22 protein-coding genes are annotated in these 25,247 nt (G+C 66.5%); 16 read left to right on the top strand and 6 right to left on the bottom strand.

Annotated elements, in window-relative coordinates; genetic code table 11:
• Positions 1–55 precede the first annotated feature (55 nt).
• Complete coding sequence (gene mshC, locus G6N31_RS04640; protein WP_098003489.1) at positions 56–1,306, top strand: cysteine--1-D-myo-inosityl 2-amino-2-deoxy-alpha-D-glucopyranoside ligase; 1,251 nt, start codon at positions 56–58, stop codon at positions 1,304–1,306.
• Positions 1,296–2,294: a patatin-like phospholipase family protein gene (locus G6N31_RS04645; RefSeq protein ID WP_098003488.1), complete on the top strand. Its 999-nt coding sequence runs from the start codon at positions 1,296–1,298 to the stop codon at positions 2,292–2,294. The genes mshC and G6N31_RS04645 overlap by 11 nt, the downstream gene beginning before the upstream one ends.
• Before the next feature lie 132 nt (positions 2,295–2,426).
• Here the strand turns inward: G6N31_RS04645 and G6N31_RS04650 are convergent, their stop codons facing one another.
• The gene (locus tag G6N31_RS04650) at positions 2,427–3,305 is read right to left on the bottom strand and encodes a PAC2 family protein (protein WP_098003487.1); all 879 of its coding nucleotides are present in this window, start codon (positions 3,303–3,305) and stop codon (positions 2,427–2,429) included.
• 228 nt (positions 3,306–3,533) lie between these two features.
• Here G6N31_RS04650 and metH point away from each other — a divergent pair, with 228 nt between their 5' ends.
• From metH to G6N31_RS04695, 9 genes are all read left to right on the top strand, one after another.
• A complete protein-coding gene (metH, locus tag G6N31_RS04655) occupies positions 3,534–7,268 on the top strand; it encodes a methionine synthase (protein WP_098003486.1) in 3,735 nt (1,244 codons plus the stop codon).
• 14 nt (positions 7,269–7,282) lie between these two features.
• On the top strand, positions 7,283–7,963 hold the full coding sequence (locus G6N31_RS04660) for an HAD family hydrolase (protein ID WP_098003522.1): 681 nt from the start codon (positions 7,283–7,285) through the stop codon (positions 7,961–7,963).
• A 94-nt stretch (positions 7,964–8,057) separates the two neighbouring features.
• Complete coding sequence (locus G6N31_RS04665) at positions 8,058–9,524, top strand: sugar porter family MFS transporter (protein WP_098003485.1); 1,467 nt, start codon at positions 8,058–8,060, stop codon at positions 9,522–9,524.
• Positions 9,525–9,542: 18 nt separating this feature from the next.
• A complete protein-coding gene (locus tag G6N31_RS04670) occupies positions 9,543–9,824 on the top strand; it encodes a phosphoribosyl-ATP diphosphatase (RefSeq protein WP_098003484.1) in 282 nt (93 codons plus the stop codon).
• A 1-nt stretch (position 9,825) separates the two neighbouring features.
• On the top strand, positions 9,826–10,674 hold the full coding sequence (gene hisG / locus G6N31_RS04675; RefSeq protein WP_098003483.1) for an ATP phosphoribosyltransferase: 849 nt from the start codon (positions 9,826–9,828) through the stop codon (positions 10,672–10,674).
• Positions 10,675–10,744: 70 nt separating this feature from the next.
• On the top strand, positions 10,745–11,227 hold the full coding sequence (locus G6N31_RS04680) for a DUF4126 family protein (protein ID WP_098003482.1): 483 nt from the start codon (positions 10,745–10,747) through the stop codon (positions 11,225–11,227).
• A 2-nt stretch (positions 11,228–11,229) separates the two neighbouring features.
• Positions 11,230–12,600 carry an FAD-containing oxidoreductase gene (locus G6N31_RS04685; protein ID WP_098003481.1) on the top strand — a complete coding sequence of 457 codons (1,371 nt, stop codon included), beginning with the start codon at positions 11,230–11,232 and terminating at the stop codon, positions 12,598–12,600.
• A 64-nt stretch (positions 12,601–12,664) separates the two neighbouring features.
• Positions 12,665–13,369 carry a TetR/AcrR family transcriptional regulator gene (locus tag G6N31_RS04690; RefSeq protein WP_234815289.1) on the top strand — a complete coding sequence of 235 codons (705 nt, stop codon included), beginning with the start codon at positions 12,665–12,667 and terminating at the stop codon, positions 13,367–13,369.
• A complete protein-coding gene (locus tag G6N31_RS04695) occupies positions 13,350–14,288 on the top strand; it encodes a R2-like ligand-binding oxidase (protein WP_098003480.1) in 939 nt (312 codons plus the stop codon). The genes G6N31_RS04690 and G6N31_RS04695 overlap by 20 nt, the downstream gene beginning before the upstream one ends.
• Before the next feature lie 21 nt (positions 14,289–14,309).
• Here the strand turns inward: G6N31_RS04695 and G6N31_RS04700 are convergent, their stop codons facing one another.
• The 4 genes from G6N31_RS04700 to G6N31_RS04715 all read right to left on the bottom strand — a co-directional run bounded on the left by G6N31_RS04700 (position 14,310) and on the right by G6N31_RS04715 (position 18,561).
• Positions 14,310–15,485 (bottom strand): NDMA-dependent alcohol dehydrogenase, encoded by a 1,176-nt coding sequence (locus G6N31_RS04700; protein WP_098003479.1) that lies wholly within the window; start codon positions 15,483–15,485, stop codon positions 14,310–14,312.
• 29 nt (positions 15,486–15,514) lie between these two features.
• Positions 15,515–16,963, bottom strand: coding sequence for an aldehyde dehydrogenase family protein (locus G6N31_RS04705; RefSeq protein ID WP_098003478.1), 1,449 nt, complete (start codon positions 16,961–16,963; stop codon positions 15,515–15,517).
• Positions 16,964–16,994: 31 nt separating this feature from the next.
• Complete coding sequence (locus tag G6N31_RS04710; protein WP_098003477.1) at positions 16,995–17,810, bottom strand: SDR family oxidoreductase; 816 nt, start codon at positions 17,808–17,810, stop codon at positions 16,995–16,997.
• A gap of 118 nt (positions 17,811–17,928) precedes the next feature.
• A complete protein-coding gene (locus G6N31_RS04715) occupies positions 17,929–18,561 on the bottom strand; it encodes a TetR/AcrR family transcriptional regulator (protein WP_098003521.1) in 633 nt (210 codons plus the stop codon).
• 40 nt (positions 18,562–18,601) lie between these two features.
• Here G6N31_RS04715 and G6N31_RS04720 point away from each other — a divergent pair, with 40 nt between their 5' ends.
• Positions 18,602–19,744 carry an ABC transporter substrate-binding protein gene (locus G6N31_RS04720; RefSeq protein WP_098003520.1) on the top strand — a complete coding sequence of 381 codons (1,143 nt, stop codon included), beginning with the start codon at positions 18,602–18,604 and terminating at the stop codon, positions 19,742–19,744.
• Here G6N31_RS04720 and G6N31_RS04725 read toward each other — a convergent pair.
• Positions 19,718–20,797: a dihydrodipicolinate synthase gene (locus tag G6N31_RS04725; protein WP_098003476.1), complete on the bottom strand. Its 1,080-nt coding sequence runs from the start codon at positions 20,795–20,797 to the stop codon at positions 19,718–19,720. The two genes, G6N31_RS04720 and G6N31_RS04725, sit on opposite strands and share 27 nt — an antisense overlap.
• Positions 20,798–20,932: 135 nt before the next feature.
• Here G6N31_RS04725 and G6N31_RS04730 point away from each other — a divergent pair, with 135 nt between their 5' ends.
• Genes G6N31_RS04730 through G6N31_RS04745 form a run of 4 tightly spaced genes read left to right on the top strand, consistent with a single transcriptional unit; the run spans position 20,933 to position 25,215 of the window.
• The gene (locus G6N31_RS04730; RefSeq protein ID WP_098003475.1) at positions 20,933–22,174 is read left to right on the top strand and encodes a cytochrome P450; all 1,242 of its coding nucleotides are present in this window, start codon (positions 20,933–20,935) and stop codon (positions 22,172–22,174) included.
• A gap of 49 nt (positions 22,175–22,223) precedes the next feature.
• Positions 22,224–23,228: an NAD(P)H-dependent amine dehydrogenase family protein gene (locus G6N31_RS04735; RefSeq protein ID WP_098003519.1), complete on the top strand. Its 1,005-nt coding sequence runs from the start codon at positions 22,224–22,226 to the stop codon at positions 23,226–23,228.
• Positions 23,228–24,304, top strand: a complete 1,077-nt coding sequence (locus G6N31_RS04740; RefSeq protein WP_098003474.1) for an NAD(P)H-dependent amine dehydrogenase family protein — start codon at positions 23,228–23,230, stop codon at positions 24,302–24,304. The genes G6N31_RS04735 and G6N31_RS04740 overlap by 1 nt, the downstream gene beginning before the upstream one ends.
• Positions 24,301–25,215: an SDR family NAD(P)-dependent oxidoreductase gene (locus G6N31_RS04745; protein WP_098003473.1), complete on the top strand. Its 915-nt coding sequence runs from the start codon at positions 24,301–24,303 to the stop codon at positions 25,213–25,215. Before G6N31_RS04740 ends, G6N31_RS04745 begins: the two co-directional genes overlap by 4 nt.
• Positions 25,216–25,247 lie beyond the last annotated feature (32 nt).

The raw sequence follows: 25,247 nt of genomic DNA on the forward strand, positions 1-25,247 counted from the left end.
GGGAATGAAACAGCCGTGCGCGGTGTCTCATTCTCCGATGTCTAGAGTCGGGGGCATGCAATCGTGGTCGGCGCCGAGCGTTCCGGAGCTGCCTGGGCACGGTCCGCAGCTGCGGCTCTACGACAGCGCCGATCGGCAGGTCCGGCCCGTCGCCCCGGGCGCCACCGCCACCATGTACGTCTGCGGGATCACGCCCTACGACGCGACCCACCTCGGTCACGCCGCCACCTATCTGACCTTCGACCTGGTACATCGGCTCTGGCTGGACGCCGGGCACCGGGTGCACTACGTGCAGAACATCACCGACGTCGACGACCCGCTGTTCGAAAGAGCGCAGCGCGACGGGGTCGACTGGCGTGCGCTCGCCGACCGCGAGATCGACCTGTTCCGGGAGGACATGGCCGCCATGCGGGTGGTGCCGCCGCACGACTACGTCGCGGCCACCGAGGCCATCGCCGAGGTGATCGAAGTCGTCGAGAAGTTGCTGGCGGCGGGGGCGGCCTACGTCGTCGACGACCCGCAGTACCCCGACGTCTACTTCCGTGCCGACGCCACCGTGCAGTTCGGATACGAGTCCGGCTATGACCGCGACACCATGATGGCGCTGTTCGGCGAACGCGGCGGCGACCCCGAGCGCGCCGGCAAGACCGACCCGCTGGACGCGCTGCTGTGGCGGGCCGCGCGACCCGGCGAGCCCAGTTGGGCGTCGCCGTTCGGAGCGGGGCGCCCCGGCTGGCACGTCGAGTGCGCCGCGATCGCGCTCAGCCGCATCGGCACCGGGCTGGACATCCAGGGCGGGGGCAGCGACCTGGTCTTCCCGCACCACGAGTTCTCCGCTGCCCACGCCGAATGTGTCACCGGCGAGCGACGTTTCGCCCGGCACTACGTGCACGCCGGGATGATCGGCTGGGACGGTCACAAGATGTCGAAGAGCCGCGGAAACCTGGTGCTGGTCTCCGCGCTGCGCCGCGAGGGCGTCGACCCGGCCGCCGTGCGGCTGGGGCTGCTCGCGGGGCACTACCGGGAGGACCGGTTCTGGAGCACGCAGGTGCTCGACGAGGCCCATCAGCGGCTGCACCGCTGGCGCAGCGCCACCGCGCTGGCCGGCGCACCGGACGCCGGTGATGTGGTGGCCCGCGTCCGCCGTTACCTGGCCGACGACCTCGACACCCCCAAAGCGCTTGCCGCGCTGGATGGTTGGGCTACCGACGCACTGTCCTACGGTGGGCACGACCCCGATGCAGGGCCGACGGTGGCCACCGCGATCGACGCGCTGCTGGGGGTAGAGCTCTCACATGGCCGGTGACCTGCACGCCGACCTGGTGCTGTCCGGTGGCGGTGTCAAGGGCATCGCGCTGGTCGGTGCGGCCGCAGCGCTCGTCGAAGCCGGCTACGTTCCGCAGCGCATCTCCGGGACCTCCGCGGGAGCCCTCGTCGGCGCCGTGCTGGCGGCGGCGGCCCGCAGTGGCAATCTGTCGGCCGACCAACTCACCGAACTGGCCATGGGACTGGACTACCGGCAGTTCCTCGACCCCGGCCCGGTGGAGCGGGTGCCGGTGCTCGGGCCGGCCTGGGGCGTGCTGTCCGGCGGAGGCATCTACCGCGGCGACGCGCTGCGGGAATGGGTCGCCGACCAACTCGCCGCGTTCGGGGTCACCACGTTCGGTGACCTGGCCCTCGACGACCCCGTGGTGCCGCCCGAACGGCGGTACCGGCTGGTGGTCACCGTCGCCGATGTGACGCTGGGACAACTGGTCCGGCTGCCCTGGGACTACCGACGGGTCTACGGGCTCGATCCGGACACCCAATCGGTCGCCGACGCGGTACGGGCCTCCACCGCGATCCCGTTCTTCTACCGTCCCGAAGAATTGACCAGCGCCGACGGCCGTACCTCCCGGCTGGTGGACGGCGGGCTGCTGTCCAATTTCCCGATCGACTCACTGGACCGCACCGACGGGGTGCGTCCCCGCCGGCCGACCTTCGGCGTCACGCTGCTGCCCGACCTGCCGGCCGGCAACGCCGCGGTGATCCCGGCGCTGCACCCGCTGCACGTGCTCGGACCCACCCTGCTCGAACAGGTGGTGACCACCGTCCTGGTCGGCCGGGATCAGGCGCACCTGAACCAGCCGTGGGTCAGCGCCCGCACCGTGCGCATCGACACCAGCGAGGTCGGCGTGCTGGACTTCGACCTGTCCGAGCAGGGCAAACGCAGCCTCTATCAGAGCGGTCGGAGCGCCGCGCGGAACTTTCTGTCGACCTGGGACTGGGAGGACTATCTCGAGAGGTTCCGCTGACGGCGGGCCATCGCCCGCCGAACTTGCGTAACCACACGGCGTCACGGAGCCCGAAATTCGCCACCCCGTTACGAAAATCGCGCGCCGAGTCGTCGCTGGTAGCCCTATCGCCGGCTTCGGCCTGATCGCGGGCTACCGGCCCCGTCTTCTCAGGTAGCGCTCGAACTCCGCCGCCAGCGCGTCCCCGTCGATCTTGCCCAGCGCCTCGTTGACGTCGATCTCCGCGTCGCCGCGTTCCTCCAAGGACTGCACGTACTCGGCGATCTCGTCGTCCTCGGCGGTCATCTCGCTGATCGCCTGCTCCCACTCCTCGGCCTGGGCGGGAAGGTCACCCAGCGGTACCTCGACGTCGAGAACGTCCTCGACGCGGCGCAGCAGTGCCACGGTGGCCTTCGGATTCGGCGGCTGCGACACGTAGTGCGGAACCGCCGCCCAGAACGTCACCGCCGGGATGCCGGCCTGCACACACGCGTCCTGGAACACCCCGGCGATGCCGGTGGGCCCCTCGTAGCGGGTCTCCTCTAGACCGAAGGTCTTGGCCGAGTCGGCGGAATACGCCGACCCCGACACCGGCACCGGCCGGGTGTGCGGGGTATCGGCCAGCAGCGCGCCCAGGATGACCACGGTGCGCACGTTGAGCTTGTCGGCGATGGCCAGCAACTCCGCGCAGAACGTGCGCCAGCGCATGTTGGGTTCCACCCCGTGCATCAGCACGATGTCGCGGTCCGAGCCCGGTGGGCGGCAGTGCGCGACCCGCATGGATGGCCACACCAACTCGCGGGTGACGCCGTCGACCTGACGGATGACCGGACGATTGACCTGGTAGTCGTAGTAGGACTCGTCGTCGATCTCCACGATCGTCTCGGCCTGCCAGGTGGCGTCCAGGTGCTCGAGCGCGTCGCTGGCGGCATCACCGGCGTCGTTCCAGCCCTCGAAAGCCGCCACGACGATGGTGTCGTGCAGATCGGGCAGGTCGGATCGCTTCGGACCACGGAAATCCGAGGGTGTCACCAGGCCAGCGTAAGCCCTGCGAGGGTCCCGCGATGGGCATCGACCCGCGGCCGGGTTCGCGCGTACGACTACCCTTGCCTCCAGACCGTTCGCCGCGGCCGGTTGGGCGTCCGGACGTCGATCGAGCGCTCGACGTAGACTTTCCCCGTCGAGAGGCGTTGCAACGGATCCGGGGGTCCGCCACGCTCGGCAGAGACAAGGACGCCTTCCGTTATGGAAGGAGCGCACATGAATGCCTTGAAGCCAGACATCCGCCCTGACTGCACCGATGAGCTGACGGCCGAGCTGCGCCGGCGGATCGTGGTGATCGACGGCGCGATGGGCACGGCCATCCAGCGGGACCGGCCGGACGAGGCCGGTTACCGCGGCGAGCGGTTCGCCGACTGGCCGAGCGACCTTCAGGGCAACAACGACCTGCTCAATCTGACGCAGCCGCAGATCATCGAGGGCATCCACCGCGAGTACCTCGAAGCGGGCGCCGACATCCTGGAAACCAACACGTTCAACGCGAACGCGGTGTCGCTGTCGGACTACGGCATGGAGGAGTTCAGCTACGAGCTGAACTACGCCGGCGCCGCGCTGGCACGGGCGGCCTGCGACGAGTACAGCACCGAGGACAAACCCCGCTACGTCGCCGGCACGCTCGGGCCGACGACGCGGACCGCGTCGATCTCCCCGGACGTCAACGATCCCGGCGCCCGCAACGTCTCCTACGACCAGCTCGTCGCCGCGTATCTCGAGGCGGCCAACGGTCTGGTCGACGGCGGCGCCGACATCATCCTGGTCGAGACGATCTTCGACACGCTGAACGCCAAGGCCGCGGTGTTCGCCATCGAGACGCTGTTCGAGGAACGCGAACGGCGCTGGCCGGTGATCATTTCCGGCACCATCACCGATGCGTCAGGGCGGACGCTGTCCGGCCAGGTCACCGAAGCTTTCTGGAACTCGATCCGGCACGCCAAACCGCTGGCGGTCGGCCTCAACTGCGCTCTGGGTGCGCCGGAGATGCGGCCCTACATCGCCGAGATGTCGCGCATCGCCGACACCTTCGTGTCCTGCTATCCCAACGCCGGACTGCCCAACGCGTTCGCCGAGTACGACGAGTCCCCGCAGCGTCAGGCCTCCTACATCGCCGACTTCGCCGAAGCCGGCCTGGTCAACCTGGTGGGCGGCTGCTGCGGAACGACGCCGGCGCACATCACCGAGATCGCCAAGGTCGTGGAGGGCAAGCCGCCGCGCGAGGTGCCCGAGGTCCCGGTGGCGACCCGGCTGTCCGGTCTCGAGCCGCTCAACATCACCGCCGACTCGCTGTTCGTCAACATCGGTGAGCGCACCAACATCACCGGCTCGGCCCGGTTCCGCAACCTGATCAAGGCCGAGGACTACGACACCGCCTTGTCGGTGGCCCTGCAGCAGGTGGAGGTCGGTGCTCAGGTCATCGACATCAACATGGACGAAGGCATGATCGACGGCGTCGCCGCGATGGACCGGTTCACCCGGCTGATCGCGGCCGAGCCGGACATCAGCCGCGTGCCGGTGATGATCGACTCCTCCAAGTGGGAGGTCATCGAGGCCGGCCTGAAGAACGTGCAGGGCAAGCCGATCGTCAACTCGATCTCGCTGAAAGAGGGCGAGGAGAAGTTCGTCCGCGAGGCGCGGCTGTGCCGCAAGTACGGTGCCGCCGTGGTCGTGATGGCCTTCGACGAGCAGGGCCAGGCGGACAACCTGGAACGGCGCAAAGAGATCTGCGGGCGCGCGTATCGCATCCTGACCGAGCAGGTCGGTTTCCCCGCCGAGGACATCATCTTCGACCCGAACTGCTTCGCGCTGGCCACCGGCATCGAGGAACACGCGAGCTACGGGATCGATTTCATCGAGGCCTGCGCCTGGATCAAGGAGAATCTGCCGGGGGTGCACATCTCCGGCGGCATCTCCAACGTGTCGTTCTCGTTCCGCGGCAACAACCCGGTGCGTGAGGCGATCCACGCGGTGTTCCTGTTCCACGCCATCAAGGCCGGGCTGGACATGGGCATCGTCAACGCGGGCGCGCTGGTGCCCTACGACTCGATCGACTCCGAGCTGCGGGACCGGATCGAGGACGTCGTGCTCAACCGTCGCGAGGACGCGGCCGAACGCCTGCTGGAGATCGCCGAGCGGTTCAACAAGACCGAGAAATCCGAGGACCCCGCGGCGGCCGAGTGGCGCAGCCTGCCGGTCCGCGAGCGGATCACCCATGCCCTGGTCAAGGGCATCGACGCCCACGTCGATGACGACACCGAGGAGCTGCGCGCCGAGATCGACGAGGCCGGGGGGCGGCCGATCGAGGTGATCGAGGGTCCGTTGATGGACGGCATGAACGTCGTCGGCGACCTGTTCGGCTCGGGCAAGATGTTCCTGCCCCAGGTCGTGAAGTCCGCGCGGGTGATGAAGAAGGCCGTTGCCTACCTGCTGCCGTTCATCGAGGCAGAGAAGGCCGAGGCCGGCACGTCGGGATCGAAGGACACCAACGGCACCATCGTGATGGCCACGGTGAAAGGCGACGTCCACGACATCGGCAAGAACATCGTCGGCGTGGTGTTGCAGTGCAACAACTTCGAGGTGATCGACCTCGGGGTGATGGTGCCCGCGCAGAAGATCCTGGACGCGGCCAAAGAACACGACGCCGACATCATCGGGCTGTCCGGGCTGATCACCCCGTCGCTGGACGAGATGTCCAACTTCGCCGTCGAGATGGAACGCGCGGGACTGGAGATTCCACTGCTGATCGGGGGTGCGACCACGTCGCGCGCCCACACGGCCGTGAAGATCTCGCCACGCCGCAGCGGCCCGGTGGTCTGGGTCAAGGACGCGTCGCGCTCGGTACCGGTGGCGGCCGCGCTGCTCGACGATCGTCAGCGCCCGGCGCTGCTGAAGGCCACCGAGAAGGACTATGCCTCCCTGCGCGAACGCCACGCCCAGAAGAACGAGCGGCCGATGCTGACGCTGGAGAAGGCCCGCGCGAACCGGACGCCGATCGACTGGGACGGCTACACACCGCCGGTGCCCGCCCAGGGGGTGGGAGTCCGTGAATTCCTGGACTACGACCTCGCCGAACTTCGCGAGTACATCGACTGGCAGCCGTTCTTCAACGCATGGGAGATGAAGGGCCGATTCCCCGACATCCTCAACAACCCCGCGTCGGGGGAGGCCGCCCGCAAGCTCTACGACGACGCCCAGGAGATGCTCGACACCCTGATCAAGGAGAAGTGGCTGACCGCCAACGGCGTGATCGGCTTCTTCTGCGCCAACGCGGTCGGCGATGACGTCGAGGTCTACACCGACGACACCCGCACCCAGGTGCTGACCACCCTGCACAACCTGCGCCAGCAGGGCGAACACCGCGAGGGCGTGCCGAACCGGTCACTCGGCGACTTCGTCGCGCCCAAGGACACAGGTCTGGCCGACTACGTCGGCGCATTCGCCGTGACCGCGGGCCTGGGCAGTCAGGACAAGATCATGGAGTTCAAGGCCGAGCACGACGACTACAGCGCGATCCTGCTGGAGTCCCTGGCCGACCGGCTGGCCGAGGCGTTCGCCGAGCGGATGCATCAGCGGGTGCGCACCGAGTTCTGGGCCTACCAACCCGGCGAGCAGCTCGACAACTCCGAGCTCATCGAGGAGAAGTACCGGGGCATCCGACCGGCCCCCGGGTATCCGGCCTGCCCGGAGCACACCGAGAAGACGACGCTCTTCGACCTGCTCGACGTCACGGAGCGCACCGGAATCGAGCTGACCGAGTCGATGGCGATGTGGCCCGGCGCCGCGGTCAGCGGATGGTACTTCTCGCACCCGCAGTCCCAGTACTTCGTGGTCGGCCGGCTGGCCCAGGATCAGGTCGCCGACTACGCGCGACGCAAGGGCTGGACTCTGCAGGAAGCCGAGCGCTGGCTGGCGCCCAACCTCGGCTACAACCCGGAGGACTGAGCGTGCACGACGGGCTGCGGGCCGTCCTGTTCGATATGGACGGCACCCTGGTCGACTCCGAAAAACTGTGGGACATCTCGCTTCAGGCGCTCTACGAGTCCCTGGGCGGGGTCCTGACGCGGCAGCGGCGCATGTCGCTGGTCGGGTCCTCGGCCGAGGAGACCATCCACGCGGTCTACACCGATCTCGGACTCGAGCGCGATCCGGTTGCCATGGCCGAGACGAACCGCCGGCTGCACGACTACACCGGGCAGCTGTTCGCGCGCGGACTGCCCTGGTGTCCCGGTGCGCAGGAGATGCTCGCCGCGATGGCTGCCGAGCGCATGGCGATGGCCCTGGTCACCAACACACAACGCGAGCTGACCGAGCGGGCGCTCGACTCGATTGGCCGTCACCACTTCTCGGTCACCGTCTGCGGCGACGAGGTGCCCAGCGGCAAACCTGCGCCCGATCCGTACCTGCGGGCCGCCGATCTGCTCGGGGTGGAACCCGCGCAGTGCTTGGCGATCGAGGACTCGGTCACCGGCGCCGCCGCCGCCGAAGCCGCCGGATGCGCGGTGCTGGTGGTGCCCAACGAACTTCCCGTACCCGGCGGGCCGCGCCGCCGTCATGCCGAGTCCCTGGCGGGTCTGGACACCGCCGCGCTGCGCCAGATCCACCTCGACATCGCCTCGGCGCAGCAGTTCACCGGATAGCGGCTTGATCACCCGCACTTGCGGGAACCCTCCCGACCGCAGGGCCTGAGTGCTTGAATGTGACTCATATCACGCGACGGGGCGGAGGCAGCAGATGGCCGGTCAAGGTGGTCCCGTCGGGGAATCGCCGGAGATCTTCGACGAGGATCAGGACTTCTCGTCGGGCAAAACCGCGGTGCGCATCGCATCGGTCGCTGCGCTCGGCGGCCTGCTGTTCGGCTACGACAGCGCGGTGATCAACGGCGCCGTCGACTCCATCCAGGAGGACTTCGGCATCGGCAACGCCGAGCTCGGGTTCGCCGTGGCGTCGGCGCTGCTCGGTGCCGCAGTCGGTGCGATGACGGCGGGACGCGTCGCCGACCGCATCGGGCGGATCGCGGTCATGAAGATCGCCGCGGTGCTGTTCTTCATCAGCGCCTTCGGCACCGGGTTCGCCCCCGACGTCTGGGCCATCGTGCTGTTCCGCATCGTCGGCGGAGTCGGGGTGGGGGTGGCCTCGGTGATCGCGCCGGCGTACATCGCCGAGACGTCACCACCGGGCATCCGCGGCCGACTCGGCTCGCTGCAACAGCTGGCTATCGTGTCGGGCATCTTCGCGTCCTTCGCCGTGAACTGGGTGCTGCAGTGGGCCGCGGGCGGCGCCAACCAGCCGCTGTGGCTGGGCATCGACGCCTGGCGCTGGATGTTCCTGGCGATGGCGGTGCCGGCAGTGGTGTACGGCGCGCTGGCCTACACCATCCCCGAGTCGCCGCGTTATCTCGTTGCCTCCCACAAGATCCCGGAGGCGCGGCGGGTGCTGACCAAGCTGCTCGGCCGGAAGAACCTGGAGATCACCATCACCCGCATCCGGGAGACCCTCGAACGCGAGGACAAGCCCTCGTGGCGGGATCTGCGCAAGCCCACCGGCGGGGTGTACGGCATCGTCTGGGTCGGTCTGGGGCTGTCGATCTTCCAGCAGTTCGTCGGCATCAACGTTATCTTCTACTACTCCAATGTGCTGTGGCAGGCCGTCGGGTTCAGTGCCGACGAGTCGGCCGTCTACACCGTGATCACCTCGGTGATCAACGTGCTGACCACCCTGATCGCGATTGCGCTGATCGACAAGATCGGCCGCAAGCCGCTGCTGCTGATCGGGTCGAGCGGAATGGCGGTGACCCTGATCACGATGGCGGTCATCTTCGCCAACGCCACCATCGGACCGGACGGAAACCCCAGCCTGCCCGGGGCGTCCGGCGTGATCGCGCTGATCGCGGCCAACCTGTTCGTCGTCGCGTTCGGGATGTCGTGGGGACCGGTGGTGTGGGTGCTGCTGGGCGAGATGTTCCCCAACCGCATCCGCGCCGCGGCACTCGGCCTCGCCGCCGCTGGGCAATGGGCGGCCAACTGGCTGATCACTGTCACCTTCCCCGGCCTGCGTGAGCACCTCGGCCTGGCCTACGGCTTCTACGGCCTGTGCGCCGTGCTGTCCGGGCTGTTCGTCTGGCGCTGGGTCCGAGAGACCAAAGGCGTGTCGCTGGAGGACATGCACGGTGAGATCCTGCGCGAGGAAACCCGCGGCTGACGGCGTCGCAGTGGCTCTGTGAAACAATCGCCACCTGTGAAGACCTTCGATGCGCTGTTCGCCGAACTCAGCGAGCGCGCGCGCACCCGCCCCGCCGGAAGCGGCACCGTCGCCGCGCTGGACGGGGGCGTGCACGGCATCGGCAAGAAGATCCTGGAGGAGGCCGGCGAGGTGTGGCTGGCCGCCGAACACGAGAGCGATGCGGCACTCGCCGAGGAGATCAGCCAGCTGCTGTACTGGACGCAAGTGCTGATGCTGGCGCGTGGGCTGTCCCTCGACGATGTCTACGGGAAGCTGTGACATGCTGCGCGTCGCCGTCCCCAACAAGGGCACGCTCAGTGAGCCCGCGTCGGACATCCTGGCCGAGGCCGGCTACCGTCGCCGCACCGACTCCAAAGATCTGACCGTCGTCGACCCGGCCAACGGGGTCGAGTTCTTCTTCCTACGTCCCAAAGACATCGCCATCTACGTCGGTTCCGGCCAGCTGGATTTCGGGATCACCGGTCGGGACTTGGCCCGGGAGTCCGACGCTCCGGTACGGGAGCGGCTGGCGTTGGGCTTCGGATCCTCGACGTTCCGCTACGCCGCCCCGTCCGGACGGGAGTGGACTGTCACCGATCTCGCCGGCAAGCGCATCGCCACGGCCTTTCCGAACCTTGTGCGGAAAGACCTCGCCGCCAAAGGAATCGACGCGACGGTGATCAGACTCGATGGTGCCGTGGAGATTTCGGTGCAGCTCGGTGTCGCTGACGCGATAGCCGACGTCGTCGGCTCGGGACGTACGCTGGGCCTGCACAGCCTGGTGGCCTTCGGGGAGCCGCTGTGTGATTCCGAGGCGGTGCTCATCGAACAGGATGGCGCGCAGAACAATGCCGCTGCCCGCGACCAGCTGGCCGCGCGGGTGCAGGGGGTGGTGTTCGGTCAGAAATACCTGATGTTGGACTACGACTGTCCCCGTACGGTTCTCGACAAGGCGATCGAAGTGACGCCCGGGCTCGAGTCTCCGACGATAGCGCCGCTGGCCGACGACAGGTGGGTGGCGGTGCGGGCACTGGTGCCCCGCCGCGAGGTGAACTCGATCATGGACGAGTTGGCCGCGATCGGGGCCAAGGCCATCCTGGCCACCGACATCCGGTTCTGTCGGTTCTAGATCGACCGCCGCTCGCGGCGCCGGGAACCGTGTTAGCGTCCGGGGCATCATCTACGGCCCGGAGGTCCTCTTGACCCAGGTACTCGTTCTGATTCTGGCTCTACTCATCGGTGTGGTCGCCGGCGCGCGGGCGATGACCGCGCCGGCGGTGGTGGCGTGGGGGGCCCTGTTCGGCTGGATCGACATCGGCGACAAGTGGTCGGAGTGGATGGCCCATCCCATCACCGTCACGGTGTTGACCATCTTCGCTCTGGCCGAACTGGTCACCGACCAGTTGCCCAACACCCCGAGCCGTCGCGTGCCCGCGCAGTTCGTCGCCCGACTGGTCACCGGCGGCTTCTCCGGTGCGGTGATCGGCAGCGCGTTCTTCCACACCTTCATCGGCACCGGCGCCGGCATGGTCGGCGCGGTGCTGGGCACCCTGGCCGGCGCCGAGCTGCGCCGCAGACTGGCCGCGCGCAGGGACGGCAGGGACCGGCCGGGCGCGGTCGCCGAGGACGTCCTCGCCGTCGGCGGCGGTCTCCTCGTCGCCTTCCTGGTGAGTTTCGTCTAGCCATGGCGCAGCATTTCGATGCCATCGTCGTCGGCGCCGGACAGGCCGGGCCGCCACTGGCCGGGCGGTTGACCGCGGCCGGCCAGACCGTCGCGGTCATCGAGCGCAAACTCGTCGGCGGCACCTGCGTGAACTCCGGCTGCATCCCGACCAAGACGTTGATCGCCAGTGCGCACGCCGCCCACCTCGCGCGCCGCGGCGCCGAATTCGGTGTCGAGGCCGGGCCCGTGGCCGTCGACATGGCCGCGGTGAAGGCCCGCAAGGACCGGATCAGCGGAGGCGACCGCCTCGGGGTCGAGTCGTGGCTCGAGGAGATGGACGGCGCGACGCTGATCCGCGGCCACGCCCGGTTCACCGACCCGCACACCCTGCGGGTCGGCGACGAGACGATCTCTGCCGACCGCATCTTCCTCAACGTCGGCGGGCGCGCGGTCGCTCCGGACCTGCCCGGGCTCGACGACGTCGACTACCTGACCAACGTCAGCATCCTCGACCTCGACGTGGTGCCTGAACATCTGGTCATCGTCGGGGGCAGCTACATCGCGCTGGAATTCGCCCAGATGTACCGCCGGTTCGGCGCCGAGGTCACCGTCGTCGAGAAGGGGGCCCGGCTGGCCTCCCGGGAGGACCCGGACATCTCCGCGGCGATCCGCGACATCCTGAAAGCGGAGGGGATCCACATCGTCGTCGGCGCCGACGCCATCCGGATCACCAAACAGGACAACGGTTTCACCCTGTCGCCGAGCCGCAACGCCGACCCGGTCACCGGTACCCACCTGTTGGTGGCGGTGGGCCGGCGCCCCAACACCGACGACCTCGGCCTGGAGGCGGCCGGCGTCGATACCGACAGCCGTGGCTACATCGTCGTCGACGACGAACTGCGCACCAGCGTCGAGCACATCTGGGCGATGGGGGACTGCAACGGCCGCGGGGCGTTCACCCACACGTCGTACAACGACTTCGAGATCGTCGCGGCCAACCTGCTCGACGCCGATGCGCGCCGGGTCAGTGACCGCATCACCACCTATGCGCTATACATCGATCCGCCGCTGGGCCGCGCGGGCATGAGTGTCGACGAGGTGCGCCGGTCGGGTCGGCCCGCGATGGTGGCCACGCGGCCGATGACGCGCGTGGGCCGGGCGGTGGAGAAGGGCGAGACCCAGGGTTTCATGAAGGTCGTCGTCGACGCGGAGACCGAGCAGATCCTGGGCGCGGCGATCCTCGGCGTGGGCGGAGACGAGGTCATCCATACGGTGCTCGACGTGATGACCGCCGGCCTGCCCTACACCGCGATCTCACGGACCATGCACATCCATCCAACGGTCAGCGAACTGCTGCCCACCCTGCTGCAGGACCTCAAGCCCCTCGAGTAGCCCCCTTGACTGTGGTGCGCGTCACAGTAGTATGACCACTGGTCATATCTATCTGGGAGGCGCAATGCCGACGGTGACCTGGTCCCGGCTCGGAGGCGAGCGCCGCGCGGCGGTGGTCGCGGCCGCCGAGGCCGAGTTCGCCGCCCACGGCTTCTCCGCGGGGAGCCTCAACGTGATCGCCCGGCGGGCCGGAGTGGCCAAAGGCAGCCTGTTTCAGTACTTCGCCGACAAGCGGGATCTCTACGCCTACATCACCGATGTCGGCAGCCAACGGGTGCGGTTTTATATGGAGGCCCGGATTCGCGAGCTTGACCCGACCCGGCCGTTCTTCGACTTCCTCACCGACCTGCTCGACGTGTGGGTGGCCTATTTCGCCGAGCATCCGCGTGACCGGGCACTGCACGCGGCGGCCAGTTTTGAGGTCGACACCGATGCCCGGGTCAGCGTCCGCGCCGTCGTGCACCGGCACTATCTCGAGGTGTTGCGCCCGCTCGTCGACGACGCCCGGTCCCGCGGCGATCTGCGCGGTGACGCAGACGTCGACGCGCTGCTGTCGCTGCTGCTGATGTTGCTGCCACATCTGGCACTGGCGCCCTACGTGCGGGGGATGGACCCCGTTCTCGGACTCGACGATTTGTCCTCTGAACAGCCGGCTTTGGTGGTGCGTCGCTATGTCGCGGTCCTCTCGGCGGCGTTCGGTTGCGTCTGTGCGTCGCTTCCGGCCATCACAACGATTGAAGGAGAAAAACATGAACAGGACACGTTCTGACTCGTTGGCCGCGGGCGGACTCAACTGGGACAGCATGCCGCTCAAGCTGTTCGCCGGTGGCAATGCGAAGTTCTGGAACCCGGCCGACATCGACTTCTCCCGCGACCGGGCTGACTGGGAGGCATTGACGGACCTCGAACGCGAGTGGGCGACCCGGCTGTGCGCGCAGTTCATCGCCGGGGAGGAAGCCGTCACTCAGGACATCCAGCCGTTCATGGCCGCGATGCGTGCCGAAGGTCGGCTGGGCGATGAGATGTACCTGACGCAGTTCGCGTTCGAGGAGGCAAAACACACCCAGGTGTTCCGGATGTGGCTCGATGCGGTAGGCGTGACCGAGGACCTGCAGAGGTTTCTCGACGATCTGCCCACCTACCGGACAATTTTCTACGAGGAGCTGCCGGAATCGCTCGACGCTTTGGTCAGCGATCCGTCGCCGGCGGCACAGGTGCGTGCTTCGGTGACCTACAACCACGTCATCGAAGGCATGATGGCGTTGACCGGATACTATGCGTGGCACCGGATCTGCGTGGACAACAACATCCTTCCCGGAATGCAGGAACTCGTTCGCCGCATCGGCGACGATGAGCGGCGGCACATGGCGTGGGGGACCTTCACCTGCCGGCGCCACGTGGCTGCGGACGACGCCAACTGGACCGTGTTCGAGAACCGGATGAACGAGCTGATCCCGTTGGCGCTGAAGAACACCGACGACGCCTATGACCTCTACGACGAGGTCCCCTTCCGCCTCGAGAAGGAAGACATGCAGCAGTACGCCGCCGACAAGGGGATGCGCCGATTCGGCACGATCAGCAGCGCGCGCGGGCGTCCGCTCGCCGAGATCGACCTCGACTACTCGCCGCTGCAGCTCGAGGACACCTTTGCCGACGAGGACCGTAAGGCGTTGGCCGCGCTGGCATGAGACGGCTGCCCGAACCGGCGGTCATTCGAATGCGATCACGCCGCGGATGTTGTTGCCGGCGCGTAGGTCACGCATGGCCTCGTTGATGTCGTCGAGCTTGTACGTGCGGGTGATCAGCTCGTCGAGCTTGATGGTGCCGGCCTCGTACATCGACAGCAGCTTCGGCATGGCCTCGCGGGGGTTCATACCACCGTAGAGCACCCCCTTGAGGGTCTTACAGGAGCTGACCATGTCGGGCAGGCTGATCGGCACCATCAAGTCGCTCACTTTGGCCATCCCGGTCAACACGCAGGTGCCGCCCTTGCGCAGCAACATCATCGCAACCATCACGAGGTCGGGCGGCACGACTCCGGGCGTCAACACCACTCGGTCGGCCATCACTCCCCAGGTCAGCTCCTTCACCAGTTCGAGTGCGGCGCCGGCGTCGGTCGCAGTGTGCGTGGCGCCGAATTTCGGGGCGATGTCGCGTTTGAAGTCATTCGGGTCGACGGCGACGATGTGCTTGGCGCCGGCAACCTTTGCGCCCTGGACGGCATTCATCCCGATGCCGCCGACGCCGACAACCACCACGGTGTCACCGGGTTCGGTCCCGGCCGCCTGAGAGCCCGAGCCGAATCCGGTGGTGACTCCGCAGGACACCAGCGATGCGGCCTCCAGCGGAATCCAATCGTGGATCTTGACCAGCGACCGCTCCGAGGCGACGACGTACTCCGAGAATGTGCCGACCTGCATCATCGCCATCAGGTCCTCGACGCCGTTCGGCCCCGAGACGTGGCGACGGCGGGTGTGGTCGGTCGTCATGTCCTTGCTGTAGATGTCAGCACCGACGTCGCACAGGTAGGTGTGTCCGGTGGCGCACCACCGGCAGGTGCCGCAGGCCGGAAAAAAGGAGACGGCGACGTGATCGCCGGGTTGGAGAGTGTGGACTTCCGGACCAACGCTCTCGACGATGCCGGAACCCTCATGTCCGCCGAGCATGGGAAACCATTCGGGGACCGGCACACCGGCCGCGCGCATCATCTCCTCCATGTCGGCGCTCGGTACGCTGTCACCGGTGTAAAAGTGCTCGTCGGAATGGCAGATCCCCGCGTACGCCATCCGCACCAGCACCTCGCCCGCCCGCGGGGGATCGAGCTCGATGTCGGTGACCTCCCAGTCCACTCCCACCCCGCGCAGGACCGCTGCCCTGGATTTCATGTTTCTCCTTCGTCGCCGGCCTCCGGCGGTCAGGCCGGCCAGCCGACGGTTTTGGTCTCGGTGAAGATCTCCAAGCCTTCGATGCCGCACTGGCGGCCGATGCCCGACTGCTTGTAGCCGCCGAACGGCGCGTCGGCGCCGTACCAGAGGCCACCATTGATGCCGAGCGTGCCGGTACGAATGCGACCGGCAACGGACTTCGCCCGATTCAGGTCGCTGGCGAAGACGACACCGGAGAGGCCGTAGATGGAATCGTTGGCGATGCGCACGGCGTCGTCGTCATCGTCGAAACCGATGACCGACAGCACCGGACCGAAGATCTCCTCCTGGGCGATGGTCATCTTGTTGTCGACGCCGGCGAACACGGTCGGTTCGACGAAGTAGCCCTTGGAGAGGTGCTTCGGTACGCCGCCGCCGGTCACCAGTCGAGCGCCCTCCTGCTTGCCCTTCTCGATGTAGCCCAGCACCCGTTCCTGCTGGCGCTTCGAGATCTGGGGGCCCTGCAGCACGGACGGGTCGGTGGGATCGCCGTACTTGTTCTTCTCCATGGCCACCTTGACGATCTCGACGGCTTCGTCGTACCGCGAATTGGGGACCAGCAGGCGGGTCGGCATGGCACAGCCCTGACCTGCGTGCATCGAGATGAATGCACTGCCGCCGACGGAGGCCTTGAGGTCGCCCTCCTCGTCGAGCACCAGATACACGGACTTGCCGCCGAGTTCCAGGAAGGTCGGTTTGATCGTCTGTGCGGCGGCCTGCATCACCCGCCGGCCGGTGGCCGTCGAACCGGTGAATGCCACCATGTCGACCAGCGGCGAGGTGGACAGCACCTCGCCGACCAGATGGTCCGACGAGGTGACGATGTTGATCACCCCTGGCGGAATGTCGGTCTGTTCGGCGATGATGCGGGCGAGCCGCGTCGCGTTCCACGGTGTGTCCGGAGCCGGCTTGAGCACGCACGTGTTGCCCATCGCCAGGATGGGGCCGATCTTGTTCAGGATGATCTCGAACGGGAAATTCCAGGGCGCGATCACCCCGACGACCCCGATCGGTTCCTTCCACACCTCGCGGGCGGCGGGCGTGCCCATGCCGAACGCATCCTTGTCGGGCAGTGACCGCTTCCACTGGAACTGGCTGATCATGTCGGCCGGCCACGTCAACGCCTCATTGAGGGGAACGTCGAGCTGGGGCCCGTAGGTGCTCAGCACCGGACAGCCCACCTCTGCGACGAGCTCGCTGCGCAGCTCTTCGCGCTCGGCCTCCAGCGCAGCCTGCAATTGCCGGAGCCCGGCGGCCCTGGCTTCGCCGTCGTGCGGCCAATCGGTGTGGTCGAAGGCGTGCCGTGCCGCCGCGACGGCCCGTTCCATATCGGCCCGAGTACCGTCGGCCGCGCCGCCCATGACCTCTTCGGTGGCGGGATTGATGTTGTCGAACTGCCGCCCTGTTTCGGACTCGACGAGCTTGCCGTCGATGAGCATACGAGATTCGTGTGTCACGGGTTGACGTCCTTCACCACTGTCGAAGTTCCTTGACCGCATCCGCCGGCCGGGGAGCCAAGGTCAGGTAGGGGATGAAACTGCTTTTGCCGCAACGGAGCACGGAATGGACCACGTCGGCCAAGTGATCGGCGTCGACGAGGCCACCCTGCATGTAGCCGTTGTCCATCCAGAATCGGATCGCGGTATCCAGTGCGGCGGGATCCCAAGTCTTGTTGAACTCTGTCTGTGAGTCGCCGCTGCCGCCGAAGCTGTCGCCGACTGCCAGCCGCGTGAAGCCGATGTTGGGATGCTCGATCCGCCACGCCTCGACGAGCTTGTCCAGCGCAGCCTTGCTGACCGCGTAGGCACCCAGCATCGGCCATGGTGTGGAGTACGACGCGCTCAGCGAGGACAGATACACCGCGGAACCGGCGTTCGCCGCCAGGTGCGGTGCAGCGGCAGCGGTCACCAGCGATGCGCCGGTCACATTCGTGGCGAACAGCTGCGCCCACTGCTCGGCGGTCACTTCGGCCAACGGCGCCAGGACCCCCATCCCCGTGGTGTACACGAGCGCGTCCAAGCCGCCGAACGTGTCGGTCACCTCCGCGAAGGCTCGTTGGCAACTCGCCTCATCGGTGACGTCGCACGCGACGGCGGCCGCGTCGTTTCCCGCTTCCTTGGCCGCGTTCTCGAGCCTGTCCTTCCGGCGGGCCATGAAGGCCACGCGGGCGCCCTTCGCGGCCAATCCCATTCCGATGCAGCGGCCGAGGCCGGCCGAAGCGCCGACAACGGCGACTCGGAGCGCGGGATCGTCTGAGGGTCGAATTGGCTGGTCGGTCTGCGCCATGGGGCTCCTTGCGCCGGATTGAGGCAAAGCTATCAAGACTATAGAGGGACTATATGCAAAAAGTGAAAACAATAATTTCCGTAGGGGGTGCGGAAGCTCTTGTGCTCTGTGGAAGACATCAGCGGCGCAGCGACTTTCGCTTGTCAGGCGCAAAGCTCAGTAGCAGGTGATCCAGTATTCGGGCGGCTCGGCGCTGAGCCTCGCCGGGGTCGGGCGCGTGAGCCACCAGCAGCGCGCCCTCCTCCAATGCGGCTACGAGCATATGCGTCAGTTCGTTGACCGGTTGCTCCTCGATGACACCCTCGGAGATGGCTTCGCCGACCTGCTCCTCGATCAGCGCGATGCTGTTGCCCTGCTGGATGAGGCGCACGGCCTGCCATCCGAGAACCACGGGGCCGTCGAGCAGCATGATGCGTTGTACCTCTGGTTCGAGGGCTGCATCGAGGAAACTGTGCAAGCCGCGACTCAGCCGTTCCCACGGGTCCTCGCCCTGCGGTGGCGAGGCCAGAGATCTCAGGGTGAGGTCGTTCTCGACTTCTTCGAATACCGCACGGAACAACTCGGATTTGTCCTTGAAATGGTGATAGAACGCTCCGCGGGTGCCCACTCCGGATTTGGTGACCAGATCGCCGATGCTGGTGTTGAAGAATCCCTGGGCAACGAACAGGGCGCGACCTGCATCCACGAGGTCGCGGCGGGTCTGGTCGCCGCGTTCCCGCCGCTCGTGGTCGGCGCCACCCCGCTTGGCCATGCGGGACATCATAGCAACCTTCATGCTGTATGTTGCGGACATGGCTGACGACGAGGTTCGCGCGTACGGTTCGGTGGCTCCGTTGAAAGTCGGTTTGCTCAACGACTATCCGACGATGGGCGACACCGACAACGACACCATCGCCGCGATCAGCCTGGTCCTTGACGAGGCGCTCGCGGCCGGGCTGATCGATCGACCGGTGCAGCTCGTCAAGCGCAACGTCGTAGGGTTGCCCAACGGCACGTATGCCGCAGTGGAGGAGGCGTTCGACGAGCTGGTGGGGGAGGGCTGCTTGGCCATCTTCGGGCCTTGGGTATCCGACAATGTCGTGCCGCTCAGCCCCCATGTCGAATCAACTGCACGGGTGCCGATCATCACCCTTTCAGGGTCGGAAGGTGCGCTCGGCGAATGGTGTTTCGCGCTGAACAACGGGTCGATGGCCGAGGAACCCGTGATGCTGGCTGCCGTCATGCTGGGCGACGGCAGGTCTCGCATCGCGATTGCCTACGAGGCTTCGTTGATCGGCAAGGAGTATCTGTCGTTTGCCGAGAAGGCCTACACGGCTGCTGGTTTGACGGTCGCGACTACCGTCGCCATTCCTCAAGTGGAGGCCGAGAAGGCAACCGCGGTGAAAGCGCTGCGTGCGGCGCAACCAGACGCGGTGGTGCACGTCGGCTTCGGCCACGGCCTGTGGGGATTCACCGATGCGCTGCTCGACGCCGGCTGGGACCCGCCGCGCTACACGACCACGGCCTTCGAGCTGGCACACGTCAATGCCGAGTGGATGCGGCAGCTCGCCGGATGGGTCGGGCTCGACAGCTACGACGAACGGAACTCGGTGGGGCAGGCGTTTCTCGACCGCTTCGAAGCGCGGTACGGGCGGCGGCCCGGACATTCGATGCCAGGGCTTGCTCATGACGCCGCCACAGTCATCGTGCGTGGGCTGTCGGCGGCGCGGCCACTGACCGGCGCGGGCGTCAAGGACGGCATCGAACAGGTCAAATTGATTCCTGCGGCGAGCGGAGCCCCGGGGACGATGCTGCGCTTCGGCCGCTTCATCCGTCAGGGATGGCTGGGTAGCGACTACCTGATCGCGCGGCGGGTGCTACCCGATGGATCCGGCCATGTCTTCCACGCGGCGCCCAGCGACAACATCTCACGCGCTGTTGGCATCAGCTGCTAGCTGCAGCGCGCCGAACACCGGAGCGGAGACCACGCCCGGCGGCTGCGCGCGGACGTAAGGGATCGCACGCACCGCGCTCATCGCGATCATCAGATGACCCGGCATGGCGTGCTGGCCGCTGGGTGGTTCGCCCTCCCAGCCGACGTCCAGATTCAATTCGAAGCTGGGTACGCCCTTGATCACAGCGCGTATCAGCGGCGCTTTCTCACCCGGCGTCAGCGGCCGAAGTCCCCACTGGGGCAGATCTCGTGTGAGCACCCATTCCTCGTGGATCGCGAGTAGCGGTCGATCCGACCAGTGGCCGACCCAGGAGAATCGCTGACCGACCACGGTGCCTGCCTCGATCACGCCGGCCTTCACCTCGATGGGGTGCGGCAGAGTCGTGCAGTCGACCGACACGTCGACGTGGGTCAGCTCGACACCGAGAACGTCGGCAGTCGCATTGAGGGCCTGGCGGTAGGCCATGTCGAGCTTCTTGATGATCGGCGAGTCGACGGTGACGTCGGCGGGAGGGCGGCCCATCCCCATCAGATCGATCAGCATCGGTCGGCTGTCGACCCCGGAGACATCGGTGGCCTCGTAGAGGTCGATGCGGTCTATCGACTTGCTCAGACCAGTCACGGTGGTCACGAGTCGCTCGAACATGAAGCCCGGATTCTCACCGGCGGCATGAAAGTGCGAGTTCCCGGTTCGGCACGCGTCTTCGAAGGCCGTTGCAGTGGCGGCGCCGTAGGTGGGTAGGTGGTTGTATGACGTCGTACTGATCACGTCGATACCGGCTGCGAGCAGACGGCAGATGTCCTCGGCGTTCGTCTCGACTGTGTGCGCCTTGCTCGCTGCGTGGACGACGACTTGGGCGCCCGAGCTCAGGATTGCTTCTTTGTCGGTGGTGGCGGGCACGCCCGTCGTCGGCGGCAATCCGCACAGCGCCCCGGCGTCGAGTCCGTCTTTGGCGGGATCGTAGACGAGCACTCCCACCAGTTGAAAGTGCGGGTTCTCAATCAGTTCCTGTAGTGCAGCGCGACCGACCGCGCCCGTCGCCCACTGTGCCACCCGAATCGTCAATCAAACACTCCTGGTTACGCTTTCAATGCGGTCGACCCACCACTCAGATCAACCTACATCATGTATGTTCGCAACCACCAGGATGTATGTTGATGGTGCGCTGAAGTAGTGAGGGGTCGTCGAATGGTGGAATCGCCAACCGTCGAGGAGCTCGAGCAGAGCATCCGGGATGCACAGGAGAAGTTCAATGCGGGTATGGGGGCAGACGGCGACGCGTCCCCATATCCGCTGTTGAAGCGATTGCGCGCGCAGGCGTCCGTCCATCCGGGCTGGCCGGAAATGGGTCTTATCGGAAACCCGGACGACGGGCGGTCACCGACGTTCACCGCGTATTCGTTCGACGCCGTCAAGGCGGTATTCACCGACAACATCACTTTCAGCACGCGATGCTATGAAGATGTCGTGCGGCCACTGCAGGGGCCGACGATTCTCGAGATGCAAGAACCCGAGCATGCCGTGTACCGCAAGTTGCACGAATTCGCTTTCGCCCGCTCGTCGATGAAGCGGTGGGATGGTGAACTGGTCGGTCCGCTGGTGGACCAGACCATCGCGCGGTTCAAGGAGGACAGGCGCGCCGATCTGGTCGATGCGGTTTTCATGCCGATCCCGGTACGGGTGATCGCCGCATTGCTCGGACTTCCCGATTCCGACGTGCTGTGGTTCCACCGTCTGGCGATCGACATGCTGGGGTTTCGTGCCGACATGGAGACCGCAATGGCGGCGTCGGCGCAGATGAAGGACTACTTCGTCGACATCCTGGCCGAAAAGCGCAGATCTCCACAGGACGACATGGTGTCGATTCTGGCCACTGCCGAGGTCGACGGCATGAAGATGTCCGACGAGCAGATTTATGGCTTCATGCGCAACCTGCTTCCGGCAGGTGCCGAGACGACATCGCGTTCCACGGCGAGCCTGGCGTACGCATTGCTGACGCATCCCGATCAGATGGACGCGGTGCGAACGGACCGAAGTCTGTTGCCGCAAGCCATCGAGGAGGGCATTCGCTGGGAGACTCCGCTGTTGAACTTCATGCGCGAGGTCACCTGCGATACCGAATTGGCCGGAGTGTCCATCCCCGAGGGCGCCACCATGATGCTCAGCCTGGGAAGTGCCAACCATGACGAAGGTCGTTGGGAGAACCCGGAGGAGTTCAACGTCTTCCGCGAGCGTAAGCCGCACATCGGCTTTGCGCATGGTGCGCATGTGTGTCTCGGCATGCACCTGGCTCGGTTGGAGAGCACGAAGATCTTCAACGCCCTGTTCGATCAGTTGCCGGGTCTTCGCCTGGACCCGGATGCGCCGGCGCCCTATATCACCGGGACCATGTTCCGGTCGCCGTCGCGCCTCGACGTGATCTGGGATTGAGCCGACGGTGACACGCGTCATTCAATGGGCCACCGGTGTGACCGGAACGATGTCACTCCGCCATGTCATCGGCCGAGATGATCTGGACCTGGTGGGTGTCCGAGTGTACGACCCCGCCAAGTCGGGTGTCGATGCGGGATCTCTTTGTGGAATGCCGGAAACCGGCGTGTCGGCGACCGATGACCGCGACGCGCTGCTGACCACTGACGCCGACGTCGTGCTCTACATGGGCAAGGTCGAAACCGACACACCCGGATGTTTCGCCGACGTCTGCGACCTTCTCGCGTCCGGAAAGAACGTGATCACCACCGGCAGCCGGTTCATTCACCCACGTTCACTCGACGGGTCTCTGGCCGATGGCATCGAGACAGCCTGCGAAAGAGGAAATTCGACGTTTCTGGGCCTGGGCCTGTATCCGGGATTCATCGGGGAGACACTCGCACCCATCCTGTCCCGGATCACCGCGCGCGCTGACCGCATCGATGTTCGCGAAGTGCTGAACTACTCCACCTACGCGAGTCACGACCTGATCTTCAACGCGATGGGGTTCGGATTCCCGCCGGAGGACACCACTCCGTTGCTCACCAACACTCAGTACGCGGCCAGCGCCTGGATAGGCAGCGCCACGGTGCTCGCGCAGGCGCTGGGTCTCGAGATCCGCGGCGTCGAAGGCTACCGCGAGGTTGCCACCACGCCGAGGGCGTTGACAGTGGCTGCCGGCGAGATTCCCGCGGGAACGGTGGGCGCGATGCGTTTCGGCGTGGTGGCCGACTGCGGCGACGTGACGCTGTCTGTTGAACACCTCACCCGTATGGCCGATGACTTGGCGCCCGACTGGCCCGCTGAGATCGGCTACGAGGTGAGCTTTTCCGGCGAGCCGAACCTGCGAATTCATCTCGTGATCGGCTCACATGACGAAGATCATGCCCAACAGGGATGTCTTGCCACAGCCATGCACGCGATCAACGCCATCCCCGCGGTGATGGCTGCCGACCCCGGGGCCTATGACTTGTCGACGATCACGCCGTTCGTCGCGCACTGGGCGGGGAGCTGATGTCCCTGCGCGTCATCGTGATCGGAACCGGTGGCGTTGGCGCGCACGCACTACGTGCGGTGCTGGCAAATCGTCGTTACGACCTCACCGGCGTCTGGGTGTCCTCAGACGAGAAGGCGGGTAAGGACGCAGGCGAACTCGCCGGACTCGGTCGGGCTACCGGGATCCTGGCCACCACCGATCTGGGTGCCCTGCTGGAGACCGAGCCGGACTGCGCGATCTACACCGCGATCGCCGACACCCGGATGCTCGAAGCTCTTGACGATTACCGTCGAATCCTCGCCGCCGGGGTCAACGTGGTCGGCACCGGCGGCACATTCCTGCAGTTCCCGTGGGGCGTCGTGCCCGACGAGCTGTTTGCGCCGCTTGAGTTGGCGGCCAAAGCCAATGGGGTGAGTCTCTACGTCAACGGGATCGACCCCGGCTTCGCCAACGACATCGTGCCTCTCGCACTGGCGGGCACCTGCCAGAGCGTCGAACAGATCCGCTGTATCGAGATCTGCGACTACTCGACCTACGACAGCGCACTCGTCATGTGCGATCTGATGGGATTCGGCAGGCCACTCGAGGACGTCCCGATGGTGCTGTCGCCTGGAGCTCTGTCGATGGCCTGGGGTTCGGTCATCAAGCTGGGGGCGAAGTGGCTCGACGTGGAGCTCGGCGAGATCACCGAGCGGTCCGTCCGGGTGCCCGCGCCGGAGTCGTTCGATACTGCGTGGGGTCACATCGCCGAGGGGACCGCCGCGGCCCTGAGATTCGAGGTGGCCGGCTTGGTGGACGGTCAACCCGTCATCGTGGCCGAACACGTCACCCGCATGCGTGACGACCTGTGCCCGGACTGGCCGCGCCCTGTCTCCGGTTCATACACCTATCGGATCGAGATCACGGGGGAGCCCTCCTATGTCATGGACTTCAACCTCAGTAGCCGCAACGGTGATCATGCGCACGCAGGCATGGTGGCCACGGCGTCCCGAGTGGTGAACAGCATCCCGGCCGTGGTCGCGGCGCCACCCGGCATCGTCACCACACTCGACCTTCCCCTGCCGTCTGGGAAGGGGTTGTTTCACCGATTATGAACCGCATCGATCTTGCGGGCCGCGTCGTCCTCGTCACCGGTGGTGGACGGGGGTTGGGCGAGGCCTACTGCCGTGAACTCGCACACCGCGGCGCGGCGGTCGTGGTGCACGACAACGGTTCAGGTATCGGGGGTCGCGGTCACGATCCTGCTCCAGCGCAGGATGTGGCGGCCGCCATCGTCGACGACGGCGGACGGGCCGTGGCGTGTGTCAGCGACTCCAGCACTGACGCCGGGGGTCGAGAGGCGATCATGCTGGCGCTGCGCGAGTACGGCCGGCTGGATGCCGTGGTCGCGAACGCAGGGATCATCCACGACGACAGCTTCGAGGACTGGCCGACCGATCGGTTCGAGGCCCTGCTGCGTCACCATCTGATGGCGGCGTTTCACGTGGTGCGTCCCGCATTCGCGGTGATGAAGGATACGGGCTATGGCCGAATCGTGTTCGTGTCATCGGCAGCCGGGGTCTTCGGCCAGCCGCGACTGGCCGGATACGCCGCCGCCAAGACGGGGATGCTCGGATTGATGAACGTGGTCGCTCTCGAGGGCGCGGAGTTCGGCATCACCGCGAACGCGATCATGCCGATGGCAGCGACGCGAATGGCGCGGGCCCTGATGGCCGACGCTGCCGACACCGCCGACGGGCGGGAGTTCCTCGACAGTCTGCGCGTCGATCAGGTGGCTCCGGTTGTCGCCTACCTGGCCAGCGAGTCATGTAGTCGAACACAATTGGTGCTCAGTGCGTTCCGTGGCCGGGTGGCTGCCCTGCAGATCGGTGTGACACGAGGCTGGATCAGCGAGACCGGCATGGTGAGCGCCGAGGACGTAGCGAGTCACCTGGATGAGATCACCGACACTCACGACCTGTTGGTGCCCGGTTCGATCTTCGACGAAATGGCCTCCTTGTCGTGAGAGCGGACTTCGCGGCCACCCGTGCCCGGCCG

Origin of the sequence: Mycolicibacterium duvalii (assembly GCF_010726645.1) — a bacterium.
Classification (GTDB): Bacteria; Actinomycetota; Actinomycetes; order Mycobacteriales; family Mycobacteriaceae; genus Mycobacterium; species Mycobacterium duvalii.